Raw genomic sequence first — 19484 nt, 5'->3', positions numbered from 1 at the left:
TTCAGATCAGAACATATTGAGCGCAAGTCGCGCATCGTCACTCATACGACTCATATCCCAAGGCGGATCCCAGACGATTTCCACCGTGGCCATTGTTACACTTGGAACCTTCAGAATGGCATCCCTCACCATTTCTGGCAGTTCCTGAGCGCTGGGGCAGTTTGGCGCCGTCAGCGTCATTTCCACATTGACCCGGCCATCATCATGCAGATCAATGGCATAGATCAGGCCCAGCTCGTAAATATTAACCGGGATTTCCGGGTCATAGACCGTAGCAATTGCCGCAATAACAGCATCCTGGTCCGGAGCTGTTCCGTCAGGTGCAGGTACGGTGGTTTCTTCTACTGGATTTTCGGTCATGGCTTCACTCATGTGAGCATCATCCGGGCCCGTTCAAGGCCTGTGATCAGAACGTCAATCTCGTCCTGCGTTGTGTAGATGCCAAAACTGGCACGAGCCGTGGCATGCAGGCCAAGCCGACGAATCAGCGGCTCTGCACAGTGCTGCCCAGCCCGGATGGCAATTCCCAGTTGATCCAGCAACGTCGCCAGATCATGAGGATGCGCCCCATCCAGCGTGAACGACAGAACACCGCCACGCACGTCCGGAGATCCAAGGACTTTAAGACCCTGAACCTCACCCAGCCGCTGTTCAGCATAAACGGTCAGTTCAGTTTCATGGGTGGCAATGGTGTCGTACCCAATGTCTTCCACAAACTCGATCGCCGCTTTGAGGCCGATCGTTTCGAGAATGGCAGGGGTTCCAGCTTCGAATTTATGCGGCACCGTTGCCCAGGTCGCACGTTCGAAAGAGACATTCTGGATCATTTCTCCACCGCCCAGGAAAGGTGGCATCACATCCAGAAGCTCTTTTTTGCCCCAAAGCGCACCAATACCTGTGGGCCCGTAAAGCTTGTGACCCGTGAAGGTAAAGAAATCGGCCCCGATGTCCTGAACATCGATTTTGCGATGCACGACAGACTGCGACCCATCAAATAGGATACGCGCTCCATGGGCATGTGCAATTTCTGCCAGCCTTTTCGCAGGCGTGACTGTTCCCAGCACATTGGACATATGCGTGATGGAAACGAGAGCAACATTCCCATCTTCAAGAAGCGCTTCATACGCTTCGAGATCCAGATCACCATTTTCCGCCATGGGAGCAACACGAAGTTCGATCCCTGCACGCTCCTTCAGCATGAGCCACGGAACAATATTGGCATGATGCTCAAGTTCAGAAATCAGGACGGCCTGCCCCGGCTTCAGAAGCGACCCTAAGCTATGGGCAACCAGATTGATGGCTTCAGTGCTGTTTCGCGTGAAGATGACTTCGTGGCGGTCTGGCGCATTCAGTAGCCGCACGACAGCATCGCGCGTGCTTTCGTAGGCTTCCGTCGTACGCTCGCTCATCCAGTGAAGGCCACGATGAATGTTGGCATACTGGTGATATGCCGCCTCACGCATCGCTTCAATCACACGTTCAGGCTTCTGGGCCGACGCGGCGCTATCGAGAAAGACCAGCGGGCGCCCATGCACCCGTTCGGACAGGATCGGGAATTGGGAACGCACCGCCGGAGTCATGCGCGAATGCTCCCCTGCAACAGATCGCGCAGTGTCTCGTCTGACACCAGATCCAGCGCATCCAGAAGGAAAGCGCGAACCAGAATGTCACGTGCTTCGGTTTCTGGAATACCGCGGCAACGCAGATAAAAAAGCTGCTCGTCGTCCAGCGCCCCCACGGTCGCCCCGTGACTGCACTTTACGTCGTCCGCATAGATTTCCAGCTCAGGTTTGCTGTTGATCTGCGCCTTCTCAGACAACAGAAGGGCCTGATTCATCTGGTAGCCGTCTGTCTTCTGGGCAATGCGATCCACAAGAATCTTGCCCTGAAACACACCCAGTCCGCTTTCGGACAGCACTGTCTTGACGGTCTGACGCGAACCACAATCCGGCGCGGCATGATGGATCATGGACGTCAGATCATTCAGGCGACTGCCATCGACGATCTGGATTCCATTGACATGAACCTGTGCATGAGCGGCTGTCAGGTTGGCCACGACTTCATGACGGGCTAATTCACTACCGTTGTTCAGGGTGAAGCTGTCATAATTGCCATTGGCATCGACAGAAGCCGCAATAATAGCGAGATGCCCTGCTGCCAGGCTTTCCTGTTGCAGCTTCACATGCGTCAAACGCGCGCCCTTGCCGACAACAATGTCAAAGCGTGGATTGGTGACATAACGACCCTCTCCCGCATTGACGTCGAACAACGTCAGGGACGCACCTTCTTCAAGTACGATCTGATGACGCAGATGCGTGGAGATGTTCTCGCCAGTTGTCAGAGACACCAGTGTCAGCAGTCCGGCGTCTGTTCCCGCAGGTACACGAACTGACAAGCCATCTTGCACAAGCGCTGCATTAAGAACTGCCGAAAAGCGATCCTCAAGCGGGTCCGCTACTCCTGCTGCCGTCGAAACAATGCTGTCCGACAGGCTGTTGAGCGCTTCGACCTTCCGACCATTAGCGAAAACCACACGACTTCCGGCCTTCGGCAAAAGAAGACGGGCAAGCAATGTCTGAGCCTGCGCATCCGAAAGCGCGGGAGCTTCCGCCCAGACGGTGTCGGCAAACGCACGAAGTGGCGTATAGCGCCACGCCTCAACACGGCGCGTCGGAATACCCATGGCTGCCAGCGCAGTTCCGTGCCCTGCGGAACGTGCGACAAAAGCCTCCAGCCCTGACGAGGCCTGAACTGTTGTCGCTATGCTCACGCTGCTGCCTCGAGGAACTGCGTATAGCCCTGCTTCTCAAGCGTCTTCGCCACTTCCGGGCCACCGCTATAAATGATTTTGCCCTTGGCCATCACATGCACACGATCTGGCACGATATAGTCGAGCAGACGCTGATGATGGGTAATGACCAGAGCGGAGAAATCAGGGCCACGCAGCGAGTTTACGCCATCTGCAACGATACGCAGCGCATCGATGTCCAAGCCACTATCCGTCTCGTCAAGAATGGCGAAAGACGGCTGCAACAGCCGCATCTGAAGCACTTCATTGCGCTTCTTCTCACCGCCAGAAAAGCCGACATTGACGGCACGCTTCAGCATCTCATCCGACATGGAAAGACGCTTGGTCTCAGCACGAACAGCCTTGAGGAAAGCAACTGCGTCCAACTCGTCTTCACCACGCGCCCGGCGGACTGCATTGACGGCTGTACGCAGGAAGTTTGCGTTGTTCACGCCCGGAAGTTCGACAGGAGACTGGAACGCCAGAAACACGCCCAGCGCCGCACGCTCTTCAGGCTCAAGCGCCAGCAGATCCTCACCCTTGAAGGTCGCGCTACCGCCCGTCACTTCGTAGTCTTCACGGCCGGACAGCACATAAGACAGCGTGGACTTGCCAGAACCATTGGGACCCATGATGGCGTGGATTTCGCCCTTGGGAACTTCGAGATCAATCCCCTTAAGGATTTCCTTCGGCGTACCGTCGGCATCAATGCGGGCCTCGAGACCCTGGATTTTCAGAAAATCACTCATGTCTTAACCCACACTTCCTTCGAGGCTGATCTGCAGCAGCTTCTGAGCCTCGACCGCGAACTCCATCGGCAGCTCCTTGAGCACCTCGCGGCAAAATCCATTGACGATCAGACCAACCGCGTCTTCTTCAGACAGTCCACGGGAGCGGCAATAGAAAAGCTGGTCTTCAGAAATCTTTGACGTCGTTGCTTCATGCTCGATGCGAGCCGTCATGTTCCGGCTTTCAATGTAAGGCACCGTATGTGCACCACACTGGTCACCGATCAGAAGGCTGTCGCACTGCGTGAAGTTGCGCGCATTGCGAGCCTTTGGCTGCATGCGAACAAGACCACGATACGTGCTGTCTGATTTACCGGCCGAAATGGTCTTGGCGATAATCGTCGAGCGCGTATTGGGCGCCAGATGGATCATCTTCGTACCCGTATCAGCCTGCTGATGATTATTGGTCACGGCTACGGAGTAGAACTCACCAACCGATCCCTCACCAGCCAGAACACAGGATGGATATTTCCACGTGATGGAAGACCCTGTCTCAACCTGCGTCCAGGAAATCTTGGAGCGTGCACCACGGCAGGCGCCGCGCTTCGTTACGAAGTTATAGATACCGCCTCGCCCTTCATCATCCCCCGGATACCAGTTCTGAACCGTGGAATACTTGATGGAGGCGTCGTCCATCGCAATCAGCTCGACAACGGCAGCATGAAGCTGGTTCTCATCACGCTGAGGAGCAGTGCACCCTTCAAGATACGAAACGCTGGCGCGCTCTTCAACGATGATGAGAGTCCGCTCGAACTGCCCGGTATTGCGCGCATTGATGCGGAAATATGTGGACAGCTCCATCGGGCAGCGCACACCCTTGGGCACGTACACGAAAGATCCATCCGTGAAGACAGCGGAGTTCAGCGCGGCGAAAAAATTGTCACCCGCGGGAACGACTGAACCAAGGTACTGCCTGACCAGATCCGAATGCTCGCGAATGGCTTCGGAAATAGGGCAGAAGATAACCCCAGCCTCTTCCAGCGTCTTACGGAACGTCGTCGCCACAGACACACTGTCGAACACCGCATCCACGGCAACCGGCATCCGCTTCTGTTCTTCCGCACCTTCAACACCAGCCAGCAGAGCCTGCTCGTGAAGGGGAATTCCGAGCTTTGCATAGGTTTTCAGAAGCTCTGGATCGACTTCATCCAAGCTCTTCGGGCCAGGCTTCTTTTTCGGTTGAGCGAAATAATGGGCATCCTGATAGTCGATCGGAGGATGGCTGACCTTGGCCCATTCCGGCTCTTTCATTTCCAGCCACATGCGGAACGCCTTCAGACGCCATTCCAGCATCCACTCAGGCTCTTCCTTGCGCGCAGAAATGAGGCGGACTGTCTCTTCATTCAGGCCTTTGGGAGCGATATCCATCTCGATATCGGTCTCGAAGCCCCACTCGTAGCTGGACTTCGCGAGCTTCTCGACTGTCTCGCGGGTCTCCGTCACGGCTGGCATCGTCTCGTGTCCTCAGTTCACCGGATCCGCTACGGGCGTAGCCGCAGCGCCGGTCGTGTCGAGAGAAGGCTCCCTGGAAACCTTCCCGCTATGCAGGGCGGAATGTTTGTCCATATCCGCAAGGGTAATGCTGTTGAGCGTTCGCAGGATGGCGTCATTCACCATGTCCCACTGGCCTGAAAGACCGCACAGGGAGCTATGCTCGCACTCACGCCCGTCACAGCAGGCCGTAATTGAGATCGGACCATCAACAACAGCAATGACTGTGGCGATCGTGATCTCTTCAAGCGGCCGGGACAAGCGGTATCCGCCGCGAGCTCCACGATGGGAAATAACAAGCCCGCTTGAGGCCAGTCCTTTCAGGAGCTTCGCAACAGTAGGTTCCGGGACGCCAGTCTCTCCGGCCAGAGCGGCGGCTGTTGCCAGACCCTCATGCTGCCCGAGATGGACCAGAAGGACGGTGGCATAATCAGCCAGTTTGGAGAGCCTCAGCATAGCTTGCACACTCACATTGCATTCATTCAAGACTTAGGAAGTCCTGATTAGGTTCCAGATGACCCATGCTGTCACAAAGGTCAAGAAGTTTGTGATATCCTGAGAGGGTATAAGCCCGTCAGACACCAAAAAACAGACGGGAAATGACATCAAGGCCAGCCCCCGCCAGAAAACCCACTACAGTCCCGTTGACGCGGATGTAGGCGAGATCTCGCCCCACACGAGCCTCCAGACGCTGCGCCAGATCGTCGCCGTCCCAACCTGCCATGACATTGGCAATGAACCCGGCCAGCTTGTCCCTTATTCCGGGAAGCAACCTGGAAACCATACGTTCCACGGCCTGATTGATCCGCTCTCGCAGGGCATCGTTTTCACGCATTGAGCCTGCCAACCCGATAATGGCAGCATCCAGAACCGATGCGCTCCAGCCATCGTCTTTAGTGCAATCTTCTTCCGCCATGCGACGGACCCGATCCCAAAGTTCCCCGCTCCACGCCTTGAGACTGGAATGAGTCAGAACCGAGCCAATAGCCTGCGTCATATCCTGACGACGTTCGGGGTCAGTTTCCATACGATCGATTTCGGCTCTCACCCATGCCGTAAAACCATGTCGGATTTCCGAATCCATGGGGTCGATACGTTCGATTTCCGCTTGGAGAGCCGTCAATACACGATTGGAAACAGAGCCTCCAATGGCCCATCCGAGGAAACGACCACCCTGCTCACGAACACGGTCTTCAACAAACTGTCTTAGGTCACCTTCTTTTGCCGCAACTGTCATCTTGAGCTTGGCCAGCAGGAAAGACAGCACCTCCTGATGCATTTCGCTGTCGACCATGGCCCGCATGGCACGCGAAACCAGAGGAGCCATTTCCTCACCGTTCAGAAGAACTGGCAACGCCCGGGACAACGCGGAGCTTGCCCGGCCGTCTTCAAGACGATCAAAGAGGCTGGGAATACTGGCCCTGAGAGTCGCAACCAATGTAAGACGGGTCGAAGACTCGTTCAGAGCATCGGCGATCAGGCCCGGCAGGTCGATTTTTGAAAGCGCGCGATGGACATCGGCCTCGGTGAAAAACTGACCGGAGACGAATTTTCCAAGAGCCTGACCCAGACGAACTTTCTGCCGTGGTAGAATAGCCGTATGCGGAATGGGAATCCCCAACGGATGCCGGAACAGGGCCGTTACAGCAAACCAGTCCGCCAGTCCGCCGACGACACCGGCCTTTGAACCAGCCCTAAGAATACTGAGAGCCCAACTCTCTTCATGCAGGTGATGCGCCGCAAGATAGGTCGTCCCCGTCGCGAGCGCCCCCATGCCGATCAGCAAAGCCCCAGCCAATCTGGAAGGCGAATTAGGCCGCTGTGAACTGGCCTGCCTGACATCTTTCTTCATATCCGGATGCATGTATGCCTCGATAGCATCATCCTCATGCCCTGTCGCGCTCGCAACAAGGTTGCGCTTACAGGCCGGGCATGGAACATAACTTGCCCGTTTTCAATTTACCTTCCGCAGAAGCGAGACTGCTCCCGATGTCTGACTGCGCCTCCCGGCACGACACATCCCTTTCCGCACGCATCGACACCATGACCACGCAGCTTATTAAAGAGCGTAATGGTCTGGGTGATCTGATTGCCTCCATTGGTGAGGATCTGTCTATCGGTAAGGGCGAGAAGATCGAGGAGCTGGAACAGACCGTTCGTGCCTTGCGCGACGAACATTTCATCCAGCGTGCTGCTCATCTACGTCAGTATGTTGGCCTGGATGACGCCAATCCTGCAACGCGTCTCGAACAGGTTGCAGCACGCCTGGTCGAACAGGCAGCCTCTCCGGAAGTCCTCTCCAAAGCTGCCATTGCAGCCGTTTTTACGGCTCACCCAACTTTTGCTCTGGCAGATCATGTCTATGCTCTTCTGGCTGAACGGGCTTCAGATCCTGAACTGCCCCTGCCATGCCTGACAACGCACCGACGCGCGACGCCACCGACACTCGCACATGAACAATCCCTGGCTCTTGCAGCAATTCTGCGGGGCCGCGATGCACTCGATAACCTGAGCGCATCCCTTATCGAACACATGACCTCCCGATGGGCGAATGAAGCCGATCACGTCGATCCAGCTCCCGTTATTCTGGCAAGCTGGGTCGGCTTTGATACCGATGGGCGCAACGACATCGGCTGGTGGGACACGATCCGCATCCGGCTGGAACTCAAACTTGCGCAACTTGAGCGGCTTGAGACAGGCCTTATTGGCCTCAATCTGCAGGAGTCAGCTCTGGCAATGCGCGTCCGTCGCGCCATGGAAGCCGTCAAGACGCAACATGCAGCCTGCCCATCCGGAAAGCATGCCGCACCTGAAACCATTCGTGACTTTGCCCAGACACTGATCACACATCGCGAGAAAGCTCTCCTCGATGCACGCGAGCTTCTTCCCCTCTTCCGCGATGCCGCCACAGATCTGGACGCTTCAGCAACCCTGACGCTGAGGACCATTCGTGCTGGCTTCATGAGCCATGGTCTGAGCATCGCGCATATTCATACACGCCTCAATGCCGCTCAGATCTACAATGTTGCCCGGACGCGCCTCGGCCTGACGGATGACCCCGCACTCCCGTCCCGCCGCCGCGTACTCTTGTCTCGCATCAATGATGCTCTCGACGATCTGACACCCCGTCACGTGGATTTTGGTTCACTTCTTGTAGAGCCCGCTTCTGCTGCTCGCCTGATGATGACGATGGCGCAGATCCTCAAGCATATCGATTCCGGTTCGCCCATCCGCTTCCTGATTGCCGAGACGGAAAGTGGATACACTCTGCTCGCCACACTCTGGCTTGCACGCCTCTTTGGCATTCAGGACCATCAGATCGAAATTTCCCCGCTTTTCGAGACAGAAAGCGCGCTGGAAAATGGCGAGACAATTCTTGAGGAAGCCTTCCGCTCTCCACACTGGCGAAACTATCTGCGCGCCAACGGTCGTCTGTCGCTACAGTTCGGGTATTCGGATTCTGGGCGCTACGTTGGTCAGTTGGCGGCAACGAATCTTGTCGAACGTCTACGGATGCGCACGCTGGATCTTCTCAAGGAACATGACCTTGAAGATGTCTCCCTGACGCTGTTCGATACGCACGGTGAAAGTATTGGCCGCGGTGCGCACCCGTTCAGTCTGCGCCAACGCCTCGACTACTTCTCCCCTGCCCGGACACGGATTGCTTTCCGCGACGCTGGTGTGGGTTGTCGGGTGGAAACAGCCTTTCAGGGCGGCGATGGTTACACGCTCTTCGGGACAAACAGTATTGCCGCGTCCACCATCGCAACTTTGGCCGAGCACGTTGCTCATGTTCCCACCAGCGTAAACGATCCGGTCTATGATCGTCCCGATTTTGCCGCTGATTTCTTTTCCACGATTGCGCTCGATATGGGCACGCTCGTCAACGATCCAGGATACGCGGCTCTTCTGAGCGCTTTCGGGCCATCTCTTATTGACAAGACAGGCTCGCGCCCTTCTGCGCGACAGTCTGATGCCGCAACCGTAACCCGTATCACACACCCCAGTCAGCTTCGGGCCATTCCGAACAACGCCATTCTCCAGCAACTGGGCTGGTGGGCGAATGTTCTGCATGGCCTGGGCAACGCCGCACAGCGTCATCCGGAAACTTTCGAACATTTCGTAACCAGTTCGCCGCGTTTCCGCGAGGCCATGGATTTTGCACGTCAGGCGTTAGCCCATTCTGATCTGGAGGTTCTGCGGGCAACCGTACGCCAGCTTGATCCGGGAACATGGCTTGATCGGGCTTCAAAAGCGGAAGACGAAGAAGAGCGCCAGAATTATCTGACCATCTCACACGGTCTCGAAGTGCTACAGTTCTGGACGAGCGCTCCTGCAATGTTCCGTCGTATCCAGACAGACCACATCGCCTTGCGGGCAGCATGGCCAGATGCACCGCATATGGAACCCTGTGAAAAGCTGCTTCATGCCATCCGGTTTGCTCTCATTGACCGACTATGGCTTCTCTCCACCCGCATCCCTTATTTTGGGCCACGCAATAACCTGACGCGGGATTCCATCACAAATCTTATCCTGTGCCTTGATGTTCCACGTTCGCTCGATCTTCTGGATGACCTGTTTCCCATGTCCGCTCTCAGCGTCTCCAATCTTGATTTCGGAGAACTCGGAGGTGCGGGAGAAGAAAGCGGCTTTGCACGCGAACATCGTGAGATCTTCCAACCACTGGAACGGTGCTTTAATCTGCTCAGAGAAATTGGCATCGCGATCATGCACGCCAACCGTGCTTTCGGTTAAAAACGAAACATTATAACAACGTCTTGTCTGCAAGGCAGCTATGCGCTTAGAGAAGGGCAACACAATCAGCAGAAAGCCCTTTCTGAATGCTACGCAAGGCTCTTCTTCTCGGTGTTGCCATGATGGCAACACCTGTTTTCGCCGCAGAGACAGGCAAGGATACACCTGCGCCGAATGCCGATAGCGTTACGCGCGCTACGGTCGTCGTTGATGGTACGACCATCCCTTATCAGGCTGTTGCGGGAACCATTCTGGTTCATGGTGCAGGCTATAATGATTCAAACGACGTTCTGAACAAACGCGGGGTCAAGGTTGAAGCCGGGAAGGATGATGAGGATAAAAATCCTCCTGTCGCTTCCATGTTCTACACAGCCTATTTCAAAGAAGGCGCCCCCTCAGCCAAGCGCCCGATCACCTTCCTGTATAATGGCGGTCCTGGTTCAGCATCCGTCTGGGTTCATATGGGCACGTTCGGACCACGCCGCGTAAATACGCCGGGCGACCAGCATCTTCCCGCCGCTCCATACGCTCTGATCAACAACCCACAGTCCCTACTTGATGTTTCGGATGTGGTGTTTGTCGACGCACCGGGGACAGGCTTTTCCCGGATCGCAGGCAAGGATGCTGCCAAGGAATTTCTGGGGGTCGACGGAGACGGTGAAGCCTTCACGCACTTCATTTCCAAGTTTTTAGCGAAGTACCATCGCTATAACTCACCGAAATATCTGTTCGGTGAAAGCTACGGTACGATGCGCTCAGCAGTCGTCATCAATGATCTTGAGCAGGAAGAAAACATCGACTTCAACGGTGTCATTCTTCTTTCCCAGATCCTGAACTACGACAACAGCGCTGATGGCCCGCAATTCAATCCCGGCGTCGACGACCCTTACGTTCTTGCACTTCCAACTTACGCCGCGACCGCCTGGTATCACCACTGCCTGCCGCAGCAGCATGCTGATCTGAAAGCCTTTCTGAAGGAAGTCGAACATTTTGCAGTAACGGATTACACCGTAGCTCTGCGTCAGGGTGCAGACCTGCCCGAGAATGAGCGTCAGGCCATTGCCGAAAAGCTCCATGACTACACCGGCCTTCCGACTGATTATATCCTGCGGTCAGACCTTCGCGTAAATGGCGGCCAGTTCGAGCAGCAACTCCAGGCCAAGACGGGCATGGCGACGGGTCGTCTCGATACACGCTATTCGAGCCCAACGCTTGATCCAATGTCCAAAGAAGTGGATTACGATCCACAGTCCAGCGCCATCAGTTCGGCCTATGTGTCGGTCTTCAACGACTATGTTCGCAACACGCTAAAGTACGGCACAGACGAGACCTATCGCCTGTTCAACCCGGAAGATCACTGGGACAACAAGCACACGCAGCCAGGCCACGGTTATCAGCCGAAGGGCGTTCCGAACGTCATGAGCGATCTCGCCATGGCCATCAAGACGAACCCCAATCTGCATGTCATGCTGAATGGCGGCTACTACGATCTCGCAACGCCTTATTATGAGGGCATTTACGAGATGAAGCACCTGCCGATGCCTCTGAACCTTCAGAAGAATATCGAATACGCTCAGTATTCTTCTGGACACATGGTTTACGTGGACCCAACTGCTCTTCAACAGTTACATGACAATGTTGCAGCCTTTATCCGCCGCACTGATAACCTGCACTGATTAACAGCTCTGTGGCGGGAGAATATTTTATCTCCCACCACAGACACCGTCTTTTATTCGGCGAGAACCGGCCAGCCACCCGATCCGGATCAACACATGCTTCGGACCACTGAGAGCAATTGATGCATTCCCAATAACTTCAGGGGCGGCATATTGTTTTCAGAGCACCGGACACTGAAAATCCAAGCCAAACAATTTCTATCTGCCTGACGGAAACAGAGGCAAAATAGATTGCGCTTGCCATCAGGCCGCCCATCCAAGGCATAGCCTGCGTTAAATGGTGCTCATCACCATTAACAAAGCCAAAATCCGGTAATTTGCGCGTTATCACTTAGCTCTCACTTAAATGTAGCGCAAAAAAAGCTCTCGGCCCTTCCATCTAACTAACAGCAAAAACGCCAATGACGGACTAAGTGTTAGCTCTATTGTGAAGCTGCATCCGTAGCTCACTGATATTCAACAAAAAACCCCGCCAGATTGCTCTGACGGGGTTTGTCGTTCACCGGAGGTGAAAAGATCAAGCGGACTTTGCCATGATCTCTTCTGCCACGTTACGCGGCACCGGATCGTAGTGGTGGAACTGCATGGTGAAGGATGCACGACCCTTCGTTGCAGAACGCAGATGGGAAATGTAGCCGAACATTTCCTTCAGCGGCACCTGTGCGCGGATCATCACGGTTGAACCAGACGTTTCCTGGCTCTGGATGATGCCACGGCGACGGTTAAGATCGCCCACGACGTCACCGACGTGGTCGTTCGGCGTCGTGATTTCCACGTCCATGATTGGCTCAAGGATCACCGGACCGGCGTTCTTCATGCCTTCACGGAAGCAGGCCTTGGCAGCGATTTCGAAGGCCAGAGCCGACGAATCAACGTCATGGTACTTACCGTCAAGCAGCGTGAACTGGAAGTCCACCGTCGGGAAGCCAGCCAGAACACCCGTGGTGCTCTGCATCCGGATACCCTTTTCGACTGCCGGAATGTATTCCTTCGGAACCGTACCGCCGACAATCTTGTTCGTGAAGATGATCTCGTCCGGCTTGTCAGACGGAGCGAACTCGATCTTGACTTCAGCGTACTGACCCGAACCACCAGACTGCTTCTTGTGGGTGTAGGTCTCAACGTGCGGCTTCGTGATCGTCTCACGATAAGCCACCTGAGGCGCACCGATGTTAGCATCAACGCCGTATTCACGACGCAGACGGTCAACAATGATGTCCAGGTGAAGCTCACCCATGCCGGACAGGATGGTCTGACCCGTTTCCTGATCCGTCTTGAGGTGCAGGGACGGATCTTCAGCCGTCAGCTTCTGCAGCGCCAGCGTCATCTTCTCGACGGCGTCCTTGGTCTTCGGCTCGACAGAGATGTCGATAACCGGAACCGGGAACTGCATACGCTCCAGAACCACCGGATCAGCGGCATCAGCCAGCGTGTCACCCGTGACCGTGTCCTTCAGACCAACGAACGCAGCAATGTCACCCGCACCAACGGATTTCACTTCCTGACGCTTGTCAGCATGCATCTGGAACATGCGGCCGACGCGTTCCTTGTGACCCTTCGTCGTGTTCAGGATCGTGTCACCAGCGTTCAGAACGCCACGGTAGACGCGAACGAAGGTCAGCGTGCCGTACTTGTCGGAGATGATCTTGAACGCAAGGCCAGCAAACTTTCCGTCTGGATCAACCGGAACGATAGGCAGGAAGTTCTCGTCAACCTCTTCGCCTTCCGGCGGAGCGATGCGGATGCCTTCAACTTCGTCAGGAGCCGGCAGGTAGTCGATAACGGCATCAAGAAGGGGCTGAACGCCCTTGTTCTTGAACGCCGTACCACACATGACCGGACGGAACTCACCGGAGATCGCACCCTTCTTGATGCACTTCTTCAGCGTAGCAACGTCAACGTCACCCTTCTCGAAGTACTCTTCCATGGCTTCGTTGTCCATGGCGAGCGCCGTGTCCAAAAGCGTCTGGCGAGCTTCCTCAGCCTTTTCCTTCAGGTCAGCCGGGATTTCTTCGTAGTGGAACTTGGCGCCAAGTTCGCCGCCTTCCCAGATGATGGCACGCATCTCAACGAGATCGACAACACCAACGAAGTTTTCTTCAGCACCGATTGGCAGCTGCAGCGGAACTGCAACGATGTCCAGCTTCTCTTTCAGCGTGCTGAAAGCGTAGTAGAAGTCTGCACCCGTACGGTCGAGCTTGTTGATGAAGATGATGCGCGGGACGTTATAGCGGTCAGCAAGACGCCAGTTGGTCTCGGACTGCGGCTGCACGCCTGCAACACCTTCGATCACGAAGATGGCGCCATCGAGCACGCGGAGCGAACGGTTCACTTCGATGTTGAAGTCAATGTGGCCCGGGGTGTCGATGATGTTGATGCGGTGGTCGTTCCACTCACACGTCACAGCAGCGGACGTGATGGTGATGCCGCGCTCACGCTCCTGCGCCATGTAATCGGTGGTGGTGTTGCCGTCGTGGACTTCACCGATCTTATGGGAGACACCCGTGTAGTACAGGATGCGCTCGGTCGTGGTGGTCTTACCAGCATCGATATGTGCGGTAATACCGATGTTGCGGATCTTCGAGAGAGCCGATTTGGCTTCCTGAACGCTTTCAGACACGGAGAACCTCCAAAAAACAATAAAAGGTGTTTCAGTCTGGACTGAAACACCTCCGCTGCGGCTCGTTAAAGCCGAACCTGATTTGTCCCAGTGGCGGCTGAATGACCCAGACCGCCATGGTTTTCAAGAGTAATCTTTATGAACCGACCAAAGCCGGAAAGATTTCTCAGGCAGTCTGTGCAGCCTTACGTTCCTGAACGCGCAGGATACGGCGCTTGATGACCTGAGCTTCTTCAGGAAGCTTGCGGTTCGGCGTTCCCAGCAGGAACGAATCCAGCCCACCATTGTGCTCGATCGTACGGATACCGTTGGTGGAAAGGCGCATACGCACCGAAGCACCAAGAATATCGGAGATCAGCGTGGTCTCCTGCAGATTGGGGAGAAAACGACGGCGGGACTTGTTATTGGCGTGGCTGACGTTATTGCCCGTCAGCACGCCCTTGCCCGTGACCTGGCAACGGCGAGACATGGTAGCACTTTCCTCGATGCTGGATGACGCAGGACAGCGAGGCCCGGCGTGTTCCGTAAATCAGGCGCGGCTTATGGCGAACGATCGGCCTTTCGTCAAGCCCTCATGACTGTTTCGCCCGCCTGAACCGACCACATTCGGGCATAATAGCCGTTTTTACGGAGCAATTCAAAATGGGTACCGCGCTCAACGATCCGCCCGGCATCAAGAACAACGATCTGATCCGCATCCTGAATCGTTGAAAGACGATGCGCTACGATGACGGTCGTCCGTGATTGGGCCAGTTCGCGCAACTCCTGCTGGATTGCGGCTTCCGTCCACGTATCGAGTGCGCTGGTTGCTTCATCCAGCAACAAAATCCGTGGGTCCTTGAGCAGCACACGGGCAATCGCCGCACGTTGTTTTTCGCCACCAGAAAGTTTCAGTCCACGCTCGCCAACAACCGTTTCATATTTTTCTGGCAGTTCATCGATAAAGTCATGAATCTGCGCTTTACGGGCTGCCTGATGAACCTCTTCTTCCGGAGCCGAGGGATCTCCGTAAGCGATATTTTCTCCAATCCCTGCATTAAACAGAACCGTATCCTGCGGGACAGTCCCGATGACGCGCTGAAGATCTTCCACAGCGACATCCCGCAAATCATGACCATCAATCCGGATCGCACCTGACGTTGGATCATAGGCCCGCGTCAGAAGCCGCCCCATGGTGGATTTGCCAGACCCGGTATGCCCTACGATGGCCAGGGATGTGCCTGCAGGGATTTCCAGTGAAATATCATGAAGAATCTGACGCGCAGGATCGTAACTGAAGGACACATGATCGAATGTGATCCTTGCTGCGCCACCATCAGCCAGCCTGACCGGAAGATGGACAGGGTTGGCTGCTTCGACGATTTCAGAATGCGTCCCCAGAAGCTCAAGATAGTTTTCAAGATCAACCCGGGCATTGCGCCATCCGGCACTCACATAATTCAGCGCCCCCACTGAACTATATAATCCACGCAGATAACTTCCGATCAGGACGAACTGAGCAACACCAATCCGGTGCAGCACAATATCATGTGCGGCCAACCCCAGAAGAGCCGTCGTTGCACAGGCAATCAACAGGCTTCGCGCCATCTGGGAAAAGCCAACAAGTCTTTTTAGCCGGATTTCCGCACTTTTCAGCGCCTGCCTGGAGCGGTCATACCGCAGAATTTCCTGACGACTGTTTGCAAAACTTCGAACAGTCTCGAAATTCAGCATACTGTCGACAAGCTGATATTGCGCCTGACTGTTGGCTGTGTTCCGCGCCCTCCGCGCTGTCATGCGCATCCGCGTAAAAACGTAGGAGACAGCCGCATAAACGCCGATCCCGGCAACAACAATCGCGACATATCGCCAGTCAAACACACGCAGGATGACGAAAAGCGTCATCACTAACTCAATCGTATTGGGCAGCACGTTAAAAAGTACGAGGCTGAGTAGCGTTCCGACGGCATCAGAGCCCCGATCCAGCGTTCTTGTCAGTGCTCCGGTCTGGCGATCCAGATGAAACCGCACACTCATGGCATGAAGATGCTCAAGCCCGACTAGAGCCACCCGACGCTGAAGATCGGCCTCAAGTGGGGCAATAAGCATTTCGCGGAGAGGAGTTGAAATCCCCGCGACCACCCGAATGATCGTATATTGTGCGATCAGCCAGACAGGAATTGCGAGAAGCGCCTGATGCTCTGACAGGGCAGCAACCATGCGACTGAAGACCCAGGGCGTTGCAACAGTCGTTCCGCTTTCAACAAGGAGAAGAACAAGAGCTACGCCGACCCAAAAGAAGGTACGCACAGGATTTTCGGGGCGGATTTTTTTCCAGAGTTGCCCTAGCGGCAGCATTTCCGACGTCGAATCGTATTTCTTTGACATGCCGGACTATGAGAAAGAGAGGCTTCGCTTTGCAATCTCTCCTGCACATGCGAAACTTTCCATCGTGTTCGATAAATCCATATCCCCGTCCCTTTCTCGTTTTCTTCGCCATATCGAGGCCTGTAACAGTGCCCGCTTGCCAGGAAACCGGCTTCCGTTTTTCTGCGCCCAGAAACAGATCGGATGGATCTCTCCTGAAATCGCAGATCTGCTGGAAGATTTAGGCCTGAAAGATAAGACAGGCTTCGGAGTTGCTTCGGGACAGGAGCTTTTCCCTCTTTCACAGACATTGGCCCAACAGGGTGTGTACGCCTCCCATAACGAGCCCTTTGACGTCAGGAACGATCTTGGTGTTGTCGTTGGTCAGGTAGATCGAGGTGCCATTCCGGTTCTCGGGGTTGCTGCCGAGGGCGTGCATCTGAATGGTCTGGTTGAAGACCATCCTTCCGGCCCCATGCTTTGGATTGCGCGCAGAAGCATGACCAAACGACTGGATCCGGGGAAACTCGATCATCTTGTGGCTGGCGGCATGAGTGCAGGGTTTGATCCGCACACAACCGTCATCAAGGAAGCGAAGGAAGAGGCTGGGATCCCTGAAAGCCTGGCAGGCCATGCCCAGCCGGTCAGCCGCCTTCAATACGCCATGGAGCGCCCTGAGGGGCTCAGGCGAGATGTCCTGCATTGCTACGACCTGATTCTGCCACGCGATTTTACCCCCATCGCAGAAGATGGCGAAGTCGAGAGCTTCCATCTGCTTCCGCTGACAAGCGTTTTTGCACACGTTCGGGACACGGATGATTTCAAATTCAACGTCAATCTTGTTCTAATAGACCTTTTCATCAGACGGGGGCTTTTCACGCCTGATGAGGCTCTCATTCTTCAAAATGCTCTGACGCGAAAAACATTATGAAAAAACTTGGCTTCACCGCCCTCATCCTCGCGCTTCCTCTTCTGGGAGGATGCGTTGTGCCCGTAAGTGTCACACCCGACCTCTGCCGCGAAATGCGCGCTCAGGATACTTTGCAAATTCGGATGATGTTCGGGCAGACCCGCCCAGGCGGCCTCCCGATCACGGATACTGAATGGCAGGACTTCGTGACGAAGGAAATCACTCCACGCTTTCCGAGCGGCCTGACCGTTTTCAATGCTGACGGTCAATGGATGAACACGGTGACGCATATTGTCGGCCGGGAGCCTTCCCGCATTCTTTGGGTCGTCGCCCCGGCTGACAAGAACCTGCAGCACAATCTTCGTGCAATTCAGGCTGCATACCGGCAACAATTCTCCCAACAGGCCGTTGGGCTCACCATTCAATCCGGATGCTCTCTGTTCAACTGACAGCCGTAGCGTTTCCCGGAGCCTGCAAGTTGGACTTATCCGACGCAGGTAGCCATCGCTATCTTCTTTGCAGGCTTCCATTTTCAGGATCCCCATGATCGACCAGCTCCCTCCTCGCTCCCCTGAAGTCATCCCGGTAGAAGCGTCTGATTCTACCGGAACCATCCAGCGGCGGGCTCGCGGATTTCTGGCTCTCTTCTTTGTCGCTATCGGTCTCTACACGCTCAAGAGCTTCCTGCCGGCTCTGTTGTGGGGCTGTGTTTTTGCCATTTCGCTCTGGCCTTTGTACCAGCGGGCGGAGCGCCGTTTTGGCCGAAGTGACTGGCTTCCGATGGTCTTCACCCTTGTCGTTGCCCTGATCTTCCTCGTCCCGGTCTCACTCGTCGGCGTGAAGCTTGCTGATGAGATCAGAAGTGCACTCGAGTGGATAGATGACGTCCGCAACAATGGTATTCCGATGCCAGAGTGGGTGCCGCATCTTCCGTTCATCTCATCCCAGGCCACGACTTGGTGGCAAAACCACATGACAAGTCCTCAGCGCCTGTCCCGCCTGCTCCATTCTGTGGACGTAAGTCACGGTATGCAGATGACAAAGCAGGTCGGATCTCAGGTGGCTCGACGAGGAACGCTCTTTGCGTTCTCACTGCTGACGCTTTTCTTCCTGCTCAAGGACGGCGATTACGTCATCCGTAAAGGGCTTGTTGGGTCCCATCGACTGTTTGGGGCCCAAGGGGAAAGTCTGGCCAAGCAGATGATCTCTTCCGTTCACGGAACACTTGCAGGGCTGGTTCTTGTTGGACTGGGAGAAGGCGCGATTATGGGTGTAGCCTATATGTTGACAGGCGCACCCCAGCCACTCCTGTTTGCCATGCTGACGGCAGTCGCAGCGATGATCCCCTTTCTGGCATGGCCTACCGTGGGGCTGGTCGCCTTGCTGCTCCTCGCCAAGAGCAGCATGATTGGCGCTATTGTCGTCATGGCTCTCGGATCAGTCGTGATTTTTGTGGCAGATCATTTTGTGCGCCCTGTTCTGATTGGTGGCAGCACCAAGATGCCTTTCCTGTGGGTTCTGCTCGGTATCCTTGGGGGAGCAGAAACCTGGGGGCTTCTGGGTCTATTTTTGGGGCCAGCAATCATGGCGGCGCTTCACCTGCTGTGGACGCTCTGGACTGAAGAGCGCACAGACGGGAAAAAGGCCTCTTAGGCCTTTTAACAAACTTAACTTTTTGGAAATTACCGCAGGACTGGTCGGGCAGGCGGGATTCGAACCCACGACCCCCAGTCCCCCAGACTGATGCGCTACCAGGCTGCGCTACTGCCCGTTTGTCCTGCGGTGGCGGTGGTTTAGCAGCGTAGCGCCATCATCGCAAGGGCCTCTGATTCAGACAGGCAGAAGATTTCTCAGAAGCTGAAGTTCTTCGAGAATTTCTCTGAGCTCGGCGCGTAGAAATTCGTTCTCGGCATCTAGATGCTTCACAGACGCGCAGAGATGCTGATTCGCATCCTGAAGCGCCAGAACCTCTTCCGTATCGCGAATTGATAAAGCTTCGGCTTCGGCTTCGGCTTCGGCTTCGGCTTCGGCTTCGGCTTCGGCTTCGGCTTCGGCTTCGGCTTCGGCTTCGGCTTCGGCTTCGGCTTCGGCTTCGGCTTCGGCTTCGGCT

Annotated in this window: 16 protein-coding genes and 1 tRNA gene; 5 read left to right on the top strand and 12 right to left on the bottom strand. The window is 55.3% G+C overall.

The window, feature by feature from the left end; translation table 11 throughout:
* Nucleotides 1-6: 6 nt before the first annotated feature.
* The 7 genes from HKD32_RS06975 to HKD32_RS06945 form a co-directional block, all read right to left on the bottom strand.
* Nucleotides 7-372 carry an SUF system Fe-S cluster assembly protein gene (locus tag HKD32_RS06975; protein WP_010501398.1) on the bottom strand — a complete coding sequence of 122 codons (366 nt, stop codon included), beginning with the start codon at nucleotides 370-372 and terminating at the stop codon, nucleotides 7-9.
* Nucleotides 369-1580, bottom strand: a complete 1212-nt coding sequence (locus HKD32_RS06970; RefSeq protein WP_061933221.1) for a cysteine desulfurase — start codon at nucleotides 1578-1580, stop codon at nucleotides 369-371. The genes HKD32_RS06975 and HKD32_RS06970 overlap by 4 nt, the downstream gene beginning before the upstream one ends.
* Complete coding sequence (gene sufD / locus HKD32_RS06965) at nucleotides 1577-2770, bottom strand: Fe-S cluster assembly protein SufD (protein ID WP_061933223.1); 1194 nt, start codon at nucleotides 2768-2770, stop codon at nucleotides 1577-1579. Before sufD ends, HKD32_RS06970 begins: the two co-directional genes overlap by 4 nt.
* A complete protein-coding gene (gene sufC, locus HKD32_RS06960) occupies nucleotides 2767-3537 on the bottom strand; it encodes a Fe-S cluster assembly ATPase SufC (protein WP_061933225.1) in 771 nt (256 codons plus the stop codon). The genes sufD and sufC overlap by 4 nt, the downstream gene beginning before the upstream one ends.
* Before the next feature lie 3 nt (nucleotides 3538-3540).
* On the bottom strand, nucleotides 3541-5028 hold the full coding sequence (gene sufB, locus HKD32_RS06955) for a Fe-S cluster assembly protein SufB (RefSeq protein ID WP_007282126.1): 1488 nt from the start codon (nucleotides 5026-5028) through the stop codon (nucleotides 3541-3543).
* Between the two features lie 12 nt (nucleotides 5029-5040).
* On the bottom strand, nucleotides 5041-5523 hold the full coding sequence (locus HKD32_RS06950; protein WP_010501388.1) for an SUF system Fe-S cluster assembly regulator: 483 nt from the start codon (nucleotides 5521-5523) through the stop codon (nucleotides 5041-5043).
* A 118-nt stretch (nucleotides 5524-5641) separates the two neighbouring features.
* On the bottom strand, nucleotides 5642-6931 hold the full coding sequence (locus HKD32_RS06945) for a DUF445 domain-containing protein (RefSeq protein WP_061933227.1): 1290 nt from the start codon (nucleotides 6929-6931) through the stop codon (nucleotides 5642-5644).
* 125 nt (nucleotides 6932-7056) lie between these two features.
* Here HKD32_RS06945 and HKD32_RS06940 point away from each other — a divergent pair, with 125 nt between their 5' ends.
* Entirely contained in the window at nucleotides 7057-9822 is a 2766-nt protein-coding gene (locus HKD32_RS06940; protein WP_228118854.1) for a phosphoenolpyruvate carboxylase, read from the top strand.
* 86 nt (nucleotides 9823-9908) lie between these two features.
* Nucleotides 9909-11498, top strand: coding sequence for a S10 family peptidase (locus tag HKD32_RS06935; protein ID WP_061933232.1), 1590 nt, complete (start codon nucleotides 9909-9911; stop codon nucleotides 11496-11498).
* 517 nt (nucleotides 11499-12015) lie between these two features.
* Here the strand turns inward: HKD32_RS06935 and fusA are convergent.
* The 3 genes from fusA to HKD32_RS06920 all read right to left on the bottom strand — a co-directional run bounded on the left by fusA (nucleotide 12016) and on the right by HKD32_RS06920 (nucleotide 16485).
* Complete coding sequence (fusA, locus tag HKD32_RS06930) at nucleotides 12016-14118, bottom strand: elongation factor G (RefSeq protein ID WP_023942740.1); 2103 nt, start codon at nucleotides 14116-14118, stop codon at nucleotides 12016-12018.
* A 166-nt stretch (nucleotides 14119-14284) separates the two neighbouring features.
* Nucleotides 14285-14587, bottom strand: coding sequence for a 50S ribosomal protein L28 (gene rpmB, locus HKD32_RS06925; RefSeq protein ID WP_010501379.1), 303 nt, complete (start codon nucleotides 14585-14587; stop codon nucleotides 14285-14287).
* A 95-nt stretch (nucleotides 14588-14682) separates the two neighbouring features.
* Nucleotides 14683-16485 carry an ABCB family ABC transporter ATP-binding protein/permease gene (locus tag HKD32_RS06920; protein WP_061933234.1) on the bottom strand — a complete coding sequence of 601 codons (1803 nt, stop codon included), beginning with the start codon at nucleotides 16483-16485 and terminating at the stop codon, nucleotides 14683-14685.
* A 64-nt stretch (nucleotides 16486-16549) separates the two neighbouring features.
* Between HKD32_RS06920 and HKD32_RS06915 the strand changes: the two genes are divergently transcribed.
* The 3 genes from HKD32_RS06915 to HKD32_RS06905 all read left to right on the top strand — a co-directional run bounded on the left by HKD32_RS06915 (nucleotide 16550) and on the right by HKD32_RS06905 (nucleotide 19027).
* A complete protein-coding gene (locus HKD32_RS06915; RefSeq protein WP_337905505.1) occupies nucleotides 16550-17395 on the top strand; it encodes an NUDIX hydrolase in 846 nt (281 codons plus the stop codon).
* The gene (locus HKD32_RS06910) at nucleotides 17392-17823 is read left to right on the top strand and encodes a DUF3574 domain-containing protein (protein WP_061933238.1); all 432 of its coding nucleotides are present in this window, start codon (nucleotides 17392-17394) and stop codon (nucleotides 17821-17823) included. Before HKD32_RS06915 ends, HKD32_RS06910 begins: the two co-directional genes overlap by 4 nt.
* 94 nt (nucleotides 17824-17917) lie before the next feature.
* Nucleotides 17918-19027, top strand: a complete 1110-nt coding sequence (locus tag HKD32_RS06905; RefSeq protein ID WP_061933240.1) for an AI-2E family transporter — start codon at nucleotides 17918-17920, stop codon at nucleotides 19025-19027.
* Between the two features lie 41 nt (nucleotides 19028-19068).
* On the opposite strand, the gene HKD32_RS06900 is transcribed toward HKD32_RS06905, so the two are convergent.
* Nucleotides 19069-19145 (bottom strand) — tRNA-Pro (locus tag HKD32_RS06900).
* A 59-nt stretch (nucleotides 19146-19204) separates the two neighbouring features.
* On the bottom strand, nucleotides 19205-19484 hold a 280-nt coding region (locus tag HKD32_RS06895; protein ID WP_194257771.1), incomplete at its 5' end, for a hypothetical protein.

Origin of the sequence: Gluconobacter japonicus, assembly GCF_015244665.1 — a bacterium.
Lineage (GTDB): Bacteria > Pseudomonadota > Alphaproteobacteria > Acetobacterales > Acetobacteraceae > Gluconobacter > Gluconobacter japonicus.
Note: the sequence above shows the minus strand (reverse complement) of the source record. Positions and strands in the feature narration are given on the sequence as shown.

Bases quoted from the DNA above. Each gene is read 5' to 3' on its own strand.
- HKD32_RS06910 (WP_061933238.1), top strand. From the start codon at position 17,392: ATGAAAAAACTTGGCTTCACCGCCCTCATCCTCGCGCTTCCTCTTCTG.
- HKD32_RS06945 (WP_061933227.1), bottom strand. From the start codon at position 6,931: ATGCATCCGGATATGAAGAAAGATGTCAGGCAGGCCAGTTCACAGCGG.
- HKD32_RS06905 (WP_061933240.1), top strand. From the start codon at position 17,918: ATGATCGACCAGCTCCCTCCTCGCTCCCCTGAAGTCATCCCGGTAGAA.
- HKD32_RS06935 (WP_061933232.1), top strand. From the start codon at position 9,909: ATGCTACGCAAGGCTCTTCTTCTCGGTGTTGCCATGATGGCAACACCT.
- HKD32_RS06975 (WP_010501398.1), bottom strand. From the start codon at position 372: ATGAGTGAAGCCATGACCGAAAATCCAGTAGAAGAAACCACCGTACCT.
- HKD32_RS06950 (WP_010501388.1), bottom strand. From the start codon at position 5,523: ATGCTGAGGCTCTCCAAACTGGCTGATTATGCCACCGTCCTTCTGGTC.
- sufC (WP_061933225.1), bottom strand. From the start codon at position 3,537: ATGAGTGATTTTCTGAAAATCCAGGGTCTCGAGGCCCGCATTGATGCC.
- sufB (WP_007282126.1), bottom strand. From the start codon at position 5,028: ATGCCAGCCGTGACGGAGACCCGCGAGACAGTCGAGAAGCTCGCGAAG.
- HKD32_RS06940 (WP_228118854.1), top strand. From the start codon at position 7,057: ATGTCTGACTGCGCCTCCCGGCACGACACATCCCTTTCCGCACGCATC.
- HKD32_RS06920 (WP_061933234.1), bottom strand. From the start codon at position 16,485: ATGTCAAAGAAATACGATTCGACGTCGGAAATGCTGCCGCTAGGGCAA.
- rpmB (WP_010501379.1), bottom strand. From the start codon at position 14,587: ATGTCTCGCCGTTGCCAGGTCACGGGCAAGGGCGTGCTGACGGGCAAT.
- HKD32_RS06970 (WP_061933221.1), bottom strand. From the start codon at position 1,580: ATGACTCCGGCGGTGCGTTCCCAATTCCCGATCCTGTCCGAACGGGTG.